The 12,567-nt window shown below is 70.3% G+C and carries 15 protein-coding genes; 4 read left to right on the forward strand and 11 right to left on the reverse strand.

Translation table 11 applies throughout. The features are described 5' to 3' along the window. Positions 1-26 precede the first annotated feature (26 nt). Positions 27-875 (forward strand): group III truncated hemoglobin, encoded by an 849-nt coding sequence (locus ABLE93_RS02640; protein WP_348837734.1) that lies wholly within the window; start codon positions 27-29, stop codon positions 873-875. 17 nt (positions 876-892) lie between these two features. Here ABLE93_RS02640 and ABLE93_RS02645 read toward each other — a convergent pair whose 3' ends face one another. After that, positions 893-1,840, reverse strand: a complete 948-nt coding sequence (locus ABLE93_RS02645; protein ID WP_348837735.1) for an aldo/keto reductase — start codon at positions 1,838-1,840, stop codon at positions 893-895. A 66-nt stretch (positions 1,841-1,906) separates the two neighbouring features. Then, a complete protein-coding gene (locus ABLE93_RS02650) occupies positions 1,907-2,233 on the reverse strand; it encodes a hypothetical protein (RefSeq protein WP_348837736.1) in 327 nt (108 codons plus the stop codon). A 200-nt stretch (positions 2,234-2,433) separates the two neighbouring features. Between ABLE93_RS02650 and ABLE93_RS02655 the strand changes: the two genes are divergently transcribed. After that, on the forward strand, positions 2,434-3,423 hold the full coding sequence (locus ABLE93_RS02655) for an aldo/keto reductase (protein ID WP_348837737.1): 990 nt from the start codon (positions 2,434-2,436) through the stop codon (positions 3,421-3,423). Between the two features lie 72 nt (positions 3,424-3,495). Here the strand turns inward: ABLE93_RS02655 and ABLE93_RS02660 are convergent, their stop codons facing one another. The 7 genes from ABLE93_RS02660 to ABLE93_RS02690 form a co-directional block, all read right to left on the reverse strand. Continuing rightward, complete coding sequence (locus ABLE93_RS02660; protein ID WP_348837739.1) at positions 3,496-3,783, reverse strand: copper-binding protein; 288 nt, start codon at positions 3,781-3,783, stop codon at positions 3,496-3,498. Between the two features lie 17 nt (positions 3,784-3,800). Then, on the reverse strand, positions 3,801-4,268 hold the full coding sequence (locus ABLE93_RS02665) for a cupredoxin domain-containing protein (protein WP_348837740.1): 468 nt from the start codon (positions 4,266-4,268) through the stop codon (positions 3,801-3,803). 32 nt (positions 4,269-4,300) lie between these two features. Then, a complete protein-coding gene (locus ABLE93_RS02670; protein WP_348837741.1) occupies positions 4,301-5,737 on the reverse strand; it encodes a multicopper oxidase family protein in 1,437 nt (478 codons plus the stop codon). An 11-nt stretch (positions 5,738-5,748) separates the two neighbouring features. Beyond that, complete coding sequence (locus ABLE93_RS02675) at positions 5,749-7,158, reverse strand: TolC family protein (protein ID WP_348837743.1); 1,410 nt, start codon at positions 7,156-7,158, stop codon at positions 5,749-5,751. Next, positions 7,158-7,376 carry a hypothetical protein gene (locus tag ABLE93_RS02680; protein WP_348837744.1) on the reverse strand — a complete coding sequence of 73 codons (219 nt, stop codon included), beginning with the start codon at positions 7,374-7,376 and terminating at the stop codon, positions 7,158-7,160. Before ABLE93_RS02680 ends, ABLE93_RS02675 begins: the two co-directional genes overlap by 1 nt. 249 nt (positions 7,377-7,625) lie before the next feature. Next, positions 7,626-8,141 (reverse strand): hypothetical protein, encoded by a 516-nt coding sequence (locus ABLE93_RS02685; RefSeq protein WP_348837745.1) that lies wholly within the window; start codon positions 8,139-8,141, stop codon positions 7,626-7,628. An 81-nt stretch (positions 8,142-8,222) separates the two neighbouring features. Further along, entirely contained in the window at positions 8,223-10,025 is a 1,803-nt protein-coding gene (locus ABLE93_RS02690) for an ABC transporter transmembrane domain-containing protein (RefSeq protein ID WP_510182961.1), read from the reverse strand. A 99-nt stretch (positions 10,026-10,124) separates the two neighbouring features. Here ABLE93_RS02690 and rpmE point away from each other — a divergent pair, with 99 nt between their 5' ends. Continuing rightward, positions 10,125-10,349 carry a 50S ribosomal protein L31 gene (gene rpmE / locus ABLE93_RS02695; RefSeq protein ID WP_024277552.1) on the forward strand — a complete coding sequence of 75 codons (225 nt, stop codon included), beginning with the start codon at positions 10,125-10,127 and terminating at the stop codon, positions 10,347-10,349. A 102-nt stretch (positions 10,350-10,451) separates the two neighbouring features. On the opposite strand, the gene ABLE93_RS02700 is transcribed toward rpmE, so the two are convergent. Together ABLE93_RS02700 and ABLE93_RS02705 are read right to left on the reverse strand one after the other, a co-directional pair. Further along, positions 10,452-10,874 carry a hypothetical protein gene (locus ABLE93_RS02700; protein ID WP_348837747.1) on the reverse strand — a complete coding sequence of 141 codons (423 nt, stop codon included), beginning with the start codon at positions 10,872-10,874 and terminating at the stop codon, positions 10,452-10,454. Positions 10,875-11,161: 287 nt separating this feature from the next. Next, positions 11,162-11,344, reverse strand: coding sequence for a DUF1192 family protein (locus ABLE93_RS02705; protein WP_348837748.1), 183 nt, complete (start codon positions 11,342-11,344; stop codon positions 11,162-11,164). A gap of 143 nt (positions 11,345-11,487) precedes the next feature. Between ABLE93_RS02705 and ABLE93_RS02710 the strand changes: the two genes are divergently transcribed. After that, on the forward strand, positions 11,488-12,498 hold the full coding sequence (locus tag ABLE93_RS02710; RefSeq protein ID WP_348837749.1) for an NAD(P)H-quinone oxidoreductase: 1,011 nt from the start codon (positions 11,488-11,490) through the stop codon (positions 12,496-12,498). The last annotated feature ends 69 nt before the right edge of the window (positions 12,499-12,567 follow it).

A 12,567-nucleotide genomic window follows, 5' to 3' on the forward strand; every position in this document is an offset into this window, starting at 1 on the left:
CCGCCATCATCGAGGGAGCAGCAGCCATGAGCGAGATGCGCCCGCCCGCCGAAGCCGCCCACCGCCCCGACACCAGCGCCGCGCTGCGGCTGCCGGAGGTGGGTGCAGCGCGCGCCGATTTCGGCGGCTACGCCTTCGACGCCGTCGCGCAAGCGCCCGAGGCGCCGGGCCTGTTCATCGTCACCAAGCGCGTCGGCGCCCGCCTCTATCCGCTGTATGCCGGCGAGGGCGCCGACATGGCCGGGGCGCTCGCCGCCTTCCGCTCCGCCGTCCCGCAGGAGGCCGGCCTCGCCGATGGCCTGTTCGTGCTGGAACGGGCGCTGGAGCGGGTGCGCGTCCATACGCTGCGCGACATCGTCGGCCGCTACAATCCACCGCTGAACGTCGCCCATCGCACCGGATGGGCCGCGCCCGAGACCACCGCCCTGGTGCGTGACCGGGCGGAGGGCCTTGCCGGCCACGGCGAGCAGCCCGGCGCCGCCATGGATGTGAGCGAGGACGATCTGATGCGCCTCGTGCAGGATTTCTATGGCAAGGCGTCCGCCGATCCGCTGCTTGGTCCGGTCTTCGCTCGCGCGATCCCCGATTGGGAGAGCCATTACAGCATCGTGCAGGATTTCTGGTCGCGGACCCTGCTGGGCACCACGCGCTACAGCGGCATCCCGTTCGCCGCCCACGTGTCGCTCCAGTTGCGGCCGGAGCATTTCGTGCGCTGGGTTGCCCTGTTCAGGGAAAGTGCCGCGGCCGTGCTCGATCCGGTGGCCGCGGCGCGCGCCGTCGCCAAGGTGGAGCACATGAGCAGCTGCTTCCAGGCCGGCCTGTTCCCGCCGGATCTCTCCCCGGCCGCCGCACCGCATCCCGCACCCCACGCCTGAACGGCGCTCCGCCCGGGTCAGATGCTGGCGCGGTCGAGCCGGCTGAGGGCGGCCGCATCGAGCCTCACCTGCGCCGCGTCCATGATCTCCTCCAGCTGTGCAAGGCTGGTGGCGCTGACGATGGGCGCGGTGACGGCGGGCTGGGCCATCAGCCAGGCGATGGCGATCTGCGCGGTGGTGGCGCCGAGGCGGGCGGCGATGCGGTCCATCTCGCCCAGCAGATCGAGGCCGCGCGGATCGAGATAATGGGCGACGGTGCCGCCCCGCGCCCGCCCCGCCAGGTCCTCCGGCCGGCGATACTTGCCGGTGAGGAAGCCGGCGGCCAGAGCATAATAGGGAATGACGCCGATGGTCTCGGCGAGGCAGAGCTGCTGCAGCGCCCCCTCGAACAGGGCGCGGTTGGCAAGATTGTAGTGGGGCTGAAGCACGCTGAAGCGCGGATAGCCGCCGGAAGCGCTTGCGGCGAGGGCCTCTGCGAGGCGCGGAGCGGTGTAGTTGGAGGCGCCCACGGCACGCACCTTGCCCGCCGCGACGAGCCCGGCGAAAGCCTCCAGTGTCTCGTCCAGCGGCACCGTGATGTCGTCGATATGGGCCTGGAACAGGTCGATGTGATCGGTGCCCAGATTGCGCAGCGCCTGCTCCGCCGCGGCGATGATGTGGGCGCGGGACAGGCCCTTGCCGCCCGCCTTCATGTCCATGCCCACCTTGGTGGCGATGTGGATGGCCTCCCGCCGACCGCCCCGCTTCAGCCAGCGGCCGATGATTCGCTCGGATTCCCCGCCCTGATGGCCCGGCACCCAGATGGAATAGACATCTGCCGTGTCGATGAGGGAGAAGCCCCGTTCGACGAAGGCATCGATGAGGGAAAGGGAGGTTGCCTCGTCGGCCGTCCAGCCGAAGACGTTCCCGCCGAGGGCGAGAGGGGCGACTGTAAAGCCGGACGTACCGAGCGCGCGCTTTTCCAATGGCATTCCCCAGGAGGGCGGCGCAGGACTGGCCGCCGATGACCGGTGGTTCTGGACCGGAAGGCGTCAGCGCCCGCGCTGGTCCCAGGAGCCGCCCATGGTCTGCACGAGATGGATGTAGTCGAAGAGGTCGCTCAGCATGAAGTGGCGGTTCTCCACCGTCTTCATGTGGGCGACGGTGTGCGGGTCGCCTTCCAGATAGCGGAAGGCGGTGGTGCGGAACTGCTCCGGCAGGCTGAGGTTGAAGGCCGACGGCTGGGTGAGCATGCGGCAGATCTGGTCGAACAGAAACCGGAAGCGCTCGTCCTCCGGGTCCATGTAGACGTCGCCGAAGTCCTTCTTGTACTGGCCGAAAAGCGAAAGGTAGTCGCCGCTGTCGGGCTTTTGCTGCATCTTGGTGTCCCGCCCCTGTCAGGTCGCGCCTGCTCATTCAAGATCGGTGCCAAGGGGCGTTGCGGCGGCGGCCGGATCACGAAGCGCGGAAGGCTCATGAAGCCGGCGCATAGCTGCATGCCGGCAGACCTGTCTTATGGAATGCTGCCGACCAGCCTATGCTCCCCGCCGACCATCATCCCCCTCCGTGGAGAAGACCCATGCAGAAGCGCACATTGGGCAGCACCGGCCTTGAGGTTTCGGCCATCGGCTACGGCTGCATGGGGCTGAATTTCAGCTACGGGACACCCATCGCACGGGCGGACGCCATCGGCATCATCCGCAAGGCGGTGGACCTCGGCGTGACCTTCTTCGACACCGCCGAAGTCTACGGCCCCTACACCAACGAGGAGATCGTCGGCGAGGCGCTGCGGCCGGTGCGCGACAAGGTGGTGATCGCCACCAAGTTCGGCTTCAACATCGTCGACGGCAAGTCGTCCGGCACCGACAGCCGGCCGGAGCAGATCCGCAAGGTCGCCGACGCCTCGCTGAAGCGGCTGGGCGTGGATGTGATCGACCTCTTCTACCAGCACCGGGTCGATCCCGCCGTGCCCATCGAGGATGTGGCGGGCACCGTGAAGGAGCTGATCGACGCCGGCAAGGTGAAGCATTTCGGCATGTCGGAGCCGGGCGCGGCCACGGTCCGCCGGGCCCATGCGGTGCAGCCGGTGGCCGCCCTTCAGAATGAATATTCCCTGTGGACCCGCGGGCCGGAGACCAACGGCATCATCGAGGTGTGCGAGGAGCTGGGCATCGGCTTCGTGCCGTTCAGCCCCCTCGGGCGGGGCTACCTGACCGGCGCGCTCGGCAAGGACACCCAGATGACGCCGAACGACCTTCGCCGGAGCCTGCCGCGCTTCACGCCGGATGCGATGGAGAAGAACCAGGCCCTCGTCGATCTCTTGAAGCGCATCGCCACCGCCAAGGGCGCGACCCCGGCCCAGATCGCCCTCGCCTGGCTGCTGGCCCAGAAGCCCTGGATCGTGCCCATCCCCGGCACCACCAAGGTCCACCGGCTGGAGGAGAATCTTGGCGCCGCGGCGGTCGAGCTGACCGCCGAGGACCTCGCCGACATCCGCCAGGCCCTCAGCGCCATCGACATCGAGGGCGAGCGCTATCCCGAGCAGATGCTCGCCGCCACCGGCCGCTGAGCGCACGACCGGCGCACCTCCCGCGCACCACCGGCCGCTCCGCGCCCGCCGGTGGTGCGCGCCTGTCGGGGCTTATTTTTTCGCCGCCTGGATCTTCGTCACCGTCAGGCGGCCGTCCACCCGGTCCGCCTCGAAGGTGACCTTCTGTCCGACCTTCAGCGTCTTCAGCACGGCGGGATCCGCGACCGTGAAGATCATGGTCATGGGCTCCATGTCGAGGTTCTTGATCGGCCCGTGGCGCAGCGTGATCTTGTTCTGCGCCGTGTCGATGCGGGTGACCTCGCCGGAGGCCGGCACGGCCTGGGCCGCGGCGGCGCCCGCCCACAAGAGCGCGGCGATCGCGAGACTGGTCCTGCGCATGGCACTGTCCTTTCCGTTCATTTGACGATGATGGTGCCGGTCATCCCCGCCTCGCGGTGACCCGGGATCAGGCAGGAGAAATCGAAGGTTCCCGCCTTGGTGAATTTCCAGAGAATCTCGCCGGACGCCCCCGGCATCAGGCGCCGGGCGTTGGGATCGTCATGCTCCATGTCGGGGTGCTTGCGCATGACCTCGGCGTGCTTGAGGTTGTCCTCAAGCGTCGCCAGGACCAGCTCATGGTCGAGCACGCCGGTGTTGCGCAGCACGAAGCGGATCTGGTCGCCCCGGCGTACTTCCACCCTGTCGGGCTCGAACCGCATGCGGCCGTCGGCATCGCTCATCACCACCTCCACCACGCGGGAGGTGCGTGCGGGATCGCCCGGAACGCCATAGGCGCGCTGCCCGCCATGGCCGTGGCCCGGGTCGGCAAGAGCGGGGCCGACGAGGACCACCGAAAACAGCGCGGCCAGCAAAGATCTTGTCATGACATGCCTCTCAAGGTGATGGAGCAGAAAACTCAGCGCGCATGACCGCCGGAATGGCCGGAATGACCGCTCGGCTTCACCACCTTCACCTCCACCCCGCCGGCCGGTGCGGCCGAAGAGGATGGCGCACGGGCGGCGGCGGCGGTCGGGCCCGTCCAGGCATAAGCGACGGTGCCGGGCGGATGGGCGAACCAGCCCGGGTCCTTGTAGTCACCGGATGCGAGGCCCTCGCGCACCTTCACAACGGAGAACATGCCGCCCATCTCCAACGGGCCGAACTGGGCGAAGCCCGTCATCATGGGCAGGGTGTTGTCGGGGAGCGGCATCTCCATCGCGCCCATCTCGGCCATGCCGGACGCGCCCATGGGCATGTAGTCCGGCACCATGCGGCGGATCTTCTGCGCCGCCTGCTTCACGTTCGCGCCGATGTAGGTGCGCACGTCATGGCCCATGGCGTTCATGGTGTGATGCGACTTGTGGCAGTGGATGGCCCAGTCGCCCGCATGCTCGGCGACGAAATCGAACGCCCGCATCTGGCCCACCGCGCAGTCGATGGTCACCTCCGGCCACGCCGCCGCCTCGGGCACCCAGCCGCCATCGGTGCAGGACACCTTGAAGTCGTAGCCGTGCAGGTGGATGGGGTGGTTGGTCATGGTGAGGTTGCCGAAGCGGATGCGCACCTTGTCGTTCTTGCCCACCACGAACGGATCGATGCCCGGGAAGGCCCGGCTGTTCCAGGTCCACAGGTTGAAGTCGAGCATGGTGTTGACCTTGGGCACATAGGCCCCGGGCTCGATGTCGTAGGCGTTGAGCAGAAAGACGAAGTCCCGGTCCACGCGGCGGAAGGCGGGGTCGCGCGGATGGACGACGAAGAAGCCCATCATGCCCATGGCCATCTGCACCATCTCGTCGGCATGGGGGTGGTACATGAAGGTCCCGCTCTTGCGCAGCTGGAACTCGTAGACGAAGGTCTGGCCGGGCTTGATGTGCGGCTGGGTGAGGCCGCCGACGCCGTCCATGCCGCTCGGCAGGATCTGGCCGTGCCAGTGCACCGTGGTGTGCTCCGGCAGGCGGTTGGTGACGAAGATGCGCACCTTGTCGCCCTCCACCGCCTCGATGGTCGGTCCCGGCGACTGGCCGTTGTAGCCCCACAGGTGCGCCACCATGCCGGGGGCGATCTCGCGCACCACCGGCTCGGCGACAAGGTGGAATTCCTTGAAGTCGCCATTCATCCGCCAGGGGGCGGTCCAGCCGTTGAGCGTCACCACGGGCTGGTAGTCCGGGCCCGTGGTGGGCACGAGGGGCGGCTGCATGGTCGCCTCCTTCATCGTGGCGGCCTCGGGAATGGAGGCCGCCTGGACGCGGCCGGAGACCGCGCTCGCCCCGATCAAAGCGAGGGCGCCGGAGGCGCCGAGCATGTCCCTGCGGGAGAGGCTGGAGCGCGGGGGGGTCTTGGGGGAATGGGGCATGGGAGCTCTCCTCAATCGCTCTCGGCGGAGGGGGAGGCGGCGGAGGCGACCATGGCGCGGCCACTGCCGCCGCCGGTGATGGCCGTCTCGAAATCCACCTCGGCGAGGAAGAAATCGCGTTGCGCGGCGATGGCCGCGACGGAGCTGTCGATGCTCTCGCGCTCCGTGGTGAGCAGCTCGAAGACGTCGATGAGCATGCCGTTGTATTGCAGCAGCGCCTGCTCATTGATGATCTTGCGCAGCGGCAGGATCTTCGCCTGGTACTGCCGCGCGATGTCGTAGCGCGCGCGATAGCCCACATAAGCGGCGCGGGCCTCGGAGCGCACGTTCACTGCCTGCTCCATCAGCAGGTTCACCGCCTGCATGTAGACCTCCGCGCCGCGCCGCACCTTCGTCTCACCGAGGTCGAAGAGCGGCACCTGCACCTCCAGCTCGAAGCCGGAGGGGCGCAGCGTCTCGTTGCCGGCGCGCTGGTAGTTGCTGCGATAGGCACCGTCGATGAGCGAGACGAAGCGCGTCGCCTCGGTGAGCCCGAGGGTCTTCGACAGGGCATCCAGCTCGAGGCGGGCGGCGATGAGGTCGGTGCGGCGCATGACCGCCTCCGCCTCCACATGGCCGACGCTCCGCAGGCGGCCGGGCAGCCGCGGCAGCTGCGACGGCAGCCGGAAGGCGGTGTCGGCGCCCCACAGGCCGAGGCTGCGGGTCAGTGCCTCGCGCTCGGTCGCCGATGCAAGGCGCGCCTGCGCCAGGGTGCTGGAGACCTCGGCATAGAAGGCGCTGGCGCGGGCCTGGTCGAGCTTGGTCGCGGCGCCGGTCTCGCCCAGCTTGACGGTCAGGTCGGCGGCCGCATCGGCGATCCGCCGGGCGCTTTCCAGGAAGACTTCCGTCTGGCGCGCCGCCACCGCACGGTAATAGGCCCGCCGCGCCTCGGCCGCCGTGCGGAAGGTGGCTTCCACCGCCCTCTGGCGGGCCGCCTCGAACTGGCTTTTCGCGATTTCCGTGCGCGCGGGCAGCGTCAGCAGGGCAAGCAGGTTGGCGGCGAGCCGGCGCTCGATGTCCAGCTCGCCGCCGCCCGAGAGCCGTTCCACCCCGAAGACGGGGTTGGGTGGAAGGCTCGCGGCCACATAGTCCGCCTCGGAAATGCCGAGGGCATTGTATTGCGCCTGAAGCCCGCGGTTGCTGAGGAGGGCGATCTGCGCCGCCGCCCGCGCGTCGAGGGGCCGGGACAGTAGCGCCGCGACGCGCGCCTGCGCCTCGGCGGCCGCCTCGGTGGAGGAGATCTTCAGCACCGAGGCGCCGGTCTCGCCGGCCACCTGGTTGGCGACGGGCGTCATGCCGCCGTCGGGCGTGAAGCTGGCGCAGCCGCCAAGGAGCAGCAGCAAAGGCGCCGCGAGGTGGCGCCGCAGAGCGATCGCGGCCATCACCGCCCACCCTGTCCCGGCGTGGCGGCCCGGTTCTGCTCGATCCACGAGCGCGGTTCCACCGGGCGGTAATCGACCTCGCCGGCGAACACCGGCGCATAACGGGTGGCGCGCACCGGCGCGGCCGGATCGGCCGGGTCCGGGCCTACGGCGATGGACGGCGGCCCCGAGCACGCAGCAACGAGCACGGCCGTCGCGGCCAGCAGAAGCGATCTCATGAATGCACCCCGCGCGCGGGCGGTCTCGCGCCGCCGCGCTCTGTGTCTGGATGAGGGTGGGGCGGTCCGCGCCAAGGCGGCCGCGACCGGGCGTCGGCGACGGGCGGGATCAATCGGGGCCATGGACGCCGCGGCGCCGGCCGCGCGAAGCGGCGGGAGCAAGGGACGTCACGCCATGGGGTACGCGGGTCGGCGGGCGATGCAACATCCCCCGCCCGGAGCGTCCGGCGACCTCGATGATCCGGCGGATCAGCCGACTTGGGAGATCAGGCCCTTCGGCGGCCGGTCGAGACCCTGTGCGACGCGGGTGACGCCCTTCGTATCGGCAGGCAGCGGCTGCTTGCCCGCCGCGACACGGACGAAGACCGGAACATGGGCCGTCGGCGGCACCGCCATGTGGCAGGCGGTGGCGCAGCAGGGATTGGCCTCGCCCGCATGGTCGTGGCCGCCGGTGGACGCATCGGCACCCGACGCATGGTCGTGGGAGCCGGCGCTCGGGTGGGCGGCGTGCGTCTTTGTAACGTGCGCGGCCTCGTGCGAGGCGGGAGCGTGGCTGCCGTCGGCGCTGGCGTGGTGGGCGCCATGACCGGCGGGCGCATGCGCATGGTCTGCGCCCGGCCCGGTCCCGGCGACTGCCGAAGCCTCATGGGCATGGGCATGGGCCCCGCCGAGGGCGCGCGCACCCGCAGCGTTCCACCCGGCACTCGTCAGCGCGAAAGCGCCGGCAGCGAGGAGGAGCATGAGGATGCGGAGGGTGCGCAGCATATCGCAGGGAAGATAGCCCAATCATCCGGCCCGGCCAAGCGCGGCCGCGGGCGCCGGCGGGTGCGGGCGTCGCGGCGCGCTTCAGGCGGCCGCGTGGAACTGGAGCTGGGCGAGACGGGCGTAGAGGCCGCCCTTGGCCACCAGCTCGGCGTGGGTGCCCTCGTCCACCACGCGCCCCGCCTCCATGACGATGATGCGGTCGGCCGAGAGCACCGTGGCGAGCCGGTGGGCGATGACGAGGGTGGTGCGCCCCACCATGGAATGCTCCAAGGCGGTCTGCACCAGCGTCTCGCTCTCGGCATCGAGGGCGCTCGTCGCCTCGTCGAGGAGCAGGATGGGCGCGCCGCGCAGGATGGCGCGGGCGATGACGATGCGCTGGCGCTGCCCGCCCGAGAGCGTCACGCCGCGCTCGCCGACGCGCGAATCCCAGCCCTGCGGCAGGCGGGCGACGAACTCGTCCACCAGCGCCGCCTTGCCCGCCGCCTCCACCTCCGCGTCGGTGGCGTCGGGCCGGCCGAGGCGGATGTTGGCGCGCACCGTGTCGGCGAAGATGGCCACCTCCTGCGGCACCAGCGCCATTTGCCGCCGCACGTCGACCGGGTCGGCATCGCGGATGTCGGTCTCGTCCAGCAGGATGCGGCCGGCCTGCGCCTCGTAGAAGCGCTCCAGCAGCTGGAACACCGTGCTCTTGCCGGCGCCCGAGGGGCCGACCAGCGCCACCCGCTCGCCCGGCCGCACGGTGAAGGAGACGGCGTGCAGCGCCGCCCGGTCCCCGGCGGTGGGATAGGCGAAGGACACCTCGTCGAAGCGGATCGCGCCGGAAACCCGCGCCGGCAGCGGCACCGGGCGCGCCGGCGGGCGCACCTGCGGCTCGGCCTTCAGCAGCTCGCCGATGCGCTCGGCGGCGCCGGCGGCGGCGGAGACCTCGCCCCAGGTCTCCGACAGATTGCCGAGGGAGGCGGCGGCGAGCACCGCATAGAGCACGAACTGGCTGAGCGCGCCGGAGGTCATGGTGCCGGCGAGCACCGACTGGGCGCCCGTCCACAGCACCGCGACGATGCTGGCGGTGACGAGGAAGATGCCGACCCCTGTAAGCCACGCCCGCGCCCGCGTGGCGCCCCGCGCCGCGGCGAAGGCCTCCTCCACCGCCGCATCGAATCGCCCGCGGGCCGCGCCCTCGGCGCTGGAGGACTGCAGGGCGCGCATGCCGTTGAGCGCCTCGGCGGCATAAGCGGAGGCCTCCGCCAGCGTGTCCTGGGCGTGGCGCGACAGGCGGCGCACCTTGCGGCCCGACGCCACCAGGGGCAGCACGATGATGGGGATGGCCACCAGCACCAGGCCGGAGAGGCGCGGGCTCGTCACCACCATCATCACGATGGCACCGAGGCACAGCACCAGATTGCGCAGCGCGGTGGAGGCCGAGGCGCCCACCGCCGACTTGAGCTGCGTGGTGTCGGCGGTGAGGCGCGAGGTCAGCTCGCCAGAACGCGCGGTATCGTAGAAGGCGCCGTCGAGCGTCACGAGGCGGGCGAAGACGGCGGATCGCAGGTCCGACACGACCCGCTCGCCCAAAGTGGTGACGAGGTAATATCGCACGGCCGAGGCCAGCGCGAGCACGGCCACCACCGCCACCAGAACCGCGAAATAGCGGTCCACGAGGCCGGCATGGTCGGCGGCGAAGCCGAAGTCGATCATGCGCCGCACCGCGATGGGCAGCGCGAGGGTCGCGAGCGCGGCGACGAGAATCGCCGCCAGGGCCGCCAGAACCCGCGCGCGGTAGCGCGAAAGATAGGGGGCGAGCCCGCCGAGGGGCCTGAGATTGCGCCGCGGCTTGGCGCCGGGCACGGGATCGGCGACGGCGGATGAGGTGTCGGCTTGTGTCAAGGCATGCACTCGGCTATAGACCCGCCACTTCCGTCAGGAACCGAATTTGACGCTGCCGGCCGCGGAAGCGGAACGGCGTGGCGATAAAGGATTGAACCAATGAAGAGCGACATCCACCCCGATTACCACTTCATCAAGGTGGTGATGACGGACGGCTCGGAGTACACGACCCGGTCGACCTACGGCAAGGAGGGTGACACCCTCCAGCTCGACATCGACCCGCGCACCCATCCCGCGTGGACCGGCGGCAGCCAGCAGCTGATGGACCGCGGCGGCCGCGTTTCGCGCTTCAAGAACAAGTTCGGCGCCCTGCTCAAGGGCTGAGCCGGACCCGCCGGCCCGGACGGGACGCGCCCCCGGCGCGCCTTGGCCCTGCGCGTCTCGGTCGCAGGGCTTTCGGTTCGGCAGCGTCAGATTGAAAGACCGTCACAGCGACGGTGGGACGAGAGAAAGCCGCGGGCGGCCCCGTCGAGGGACATGCCGCCGTCGCGGCTTTTCGTTGTCCGGCCCCGGCACGGTGCCGGCGGCCGAATTCTCGGTCAGTTGCTGCGAAAGCGTCGCGGCGAGGGCGGACAGGTCCAGCACGGCGAGTCGCGCCGCCGCCGGCAGAGCGGCCAGAAGCCCGGCGGGCGGCGTGAGGTCGAGCGCAGCGGCAACCTCACGGAACTTGGCCCGGCCGATGCCGCCTTCGCGGCGGTCCGCGAGCAGCAGAAGCGCCGCGGAGAGGTCCATCAGGAAACGGGTCACGATCGCGGCATCGGCGCGCGACAGACGCTCCCGCGCGCCGGCGAGGCGCGCCTCGGCGTCGGCGATGCGGTCGAAACCCGCCGCCAGCGCCTGCGCGTCCATGCCGCCTTGATGCCCCACCTGCCTGCCCCTTCCTGTCCGGCGGCAACATCAAGGCGCGCGGCCGCCGCGTCGTAAAGGGGTAACGCGCGAACAGGGGCTGGGGATATCGGGGCTTGCGCAAAGAAGAGCCGCCTTGCGGCGGCTCGAAGTCCGACAGGGAGATATGCCAGAAGTCCGGGGAGGATCTTTCCAACGGACAACGCCATCATGACCCACGGGAATTAACGCCGCGTTAACGCGAAGGCCTTATCCACCTCGCCCCGATTTTTCCCGCGGCACGCCTGCCCCTAGAATTTGAACGCGGCGGCCGCCGCGGCGCGCGAGGCGCGCTTGGCCTCGAGGGCGGTCTCGAGGCGCGCGATCTCGGCCTTCAGCTGGTCGATGCGATGGGCGATCTCGTCCTCCGACAGGCGCGAGATGTCCTGGGCCACCAGCGGGTCGCGCGGCTTCGGCAAAGGCTCCTCGTCCATTGGCTTTACCCCTCCTTGTCCCTATTCTCCCCGGCGACCGGCGACAGGCCTCAGGCCAGCGCGGTTCCCCGCCCTATTTTGCGCGCCGGCGCCAAGGTTTAAAGAGCCAGCCCGGCGGCGCCCCGCCGCTTTCGGAGTAACTGATGTCCGTTGCCGTCGCCCTTCCCGAGACCATGACCGCCATCACCATCGCCGCACCCGGCGGGCCAGAGGTGCTGCTGCCCGGCCCGCGCCCGGTGCCCGCCCCCGCGCCCGGCGAGCTTCTGGTGAAGGTGGAGGCGGCGGGCGTCAACCGGCCGGACGTGATGCAGCGCAAGGGCCTCTACCCGCCGCCGCCCGGCGCCTCGGACATTCCGGGCCTCGAGATCGCCGGCACGGTGGTGGCGCTGGGCGAGGGGGCATCGCGCTTCAAGGTGGGCGATCGGATCTGCGCCCTGGTGACCGGCGGCGGCTACGCGCAATATTGCACCACCCATGAGGCCACCGCTCTGCCAATTCCCGACGGCCTCTCGGCGGTGGAAGCGGCGGCGCTGCCGGAAACCGTCTTCACCGTGTGGAGCAACATCTTCGAGCGCGGCGCGCTGAAGGCCGGCGAGACGCTTTTGTTGCACGGCGGGGCGAGCGGCATCGGCACCACGGCGATCCAGCTGGCGAAAGCGTTCGGCGCCCGCGTCATCGTCACCGTGGGATCGGACGAAAAGGCCGCCGCCTGCCTGAAGCTCGGCGCCGACGCGGCGGTGAACTACAAGACCCAGGACTTCGTCGCCGAGGTGAAGAGCTTCACCGCCGGCAAGGGCGCCAACGTCATCCTCGACATGATCGGCGGGCCTTACATCCAGAAGAATTACGAGGCCGCCGCGCAGGACGGGCGGATCGTGCAGATCGCCTTCCAGCAGGGCGCGAAGGCGGAGGTGGATTTCATGCGCCTCATGCTGAAGCGCCTGACCCACACCGGCTCCACTTTGCGCTCGCGCCCGGTGGCGGAGAAGGCGGCCATTTCCGCCGCTGTGGTGGAGCATGTGCTGCCGCTGATCGCCGACGGGCGCTTCCGGCCGGTGGTGGACGCCACCTTCCCCTTGTCCGACGCAGCCGGCGCCCATGCCCGCATGGACGCGAGCGCCCACGTGGGCAAGATCGTGCTGACGGTGGAATAGGCGGCGAGATCCGGCCGGCCGACCCGCGAACCCCGCACCCCTGCCCCTCTCCCGACGGGAGAGGGGTGG

Source organism: Xanthobacter pollutisoli, from assembly GCF_040044995.1.
Lineage (GTDB): Bacteria > Pseudomonadota > Alphaproteobacteria > Rhizobiales > Xanthobacteraceae > Xanthobacter.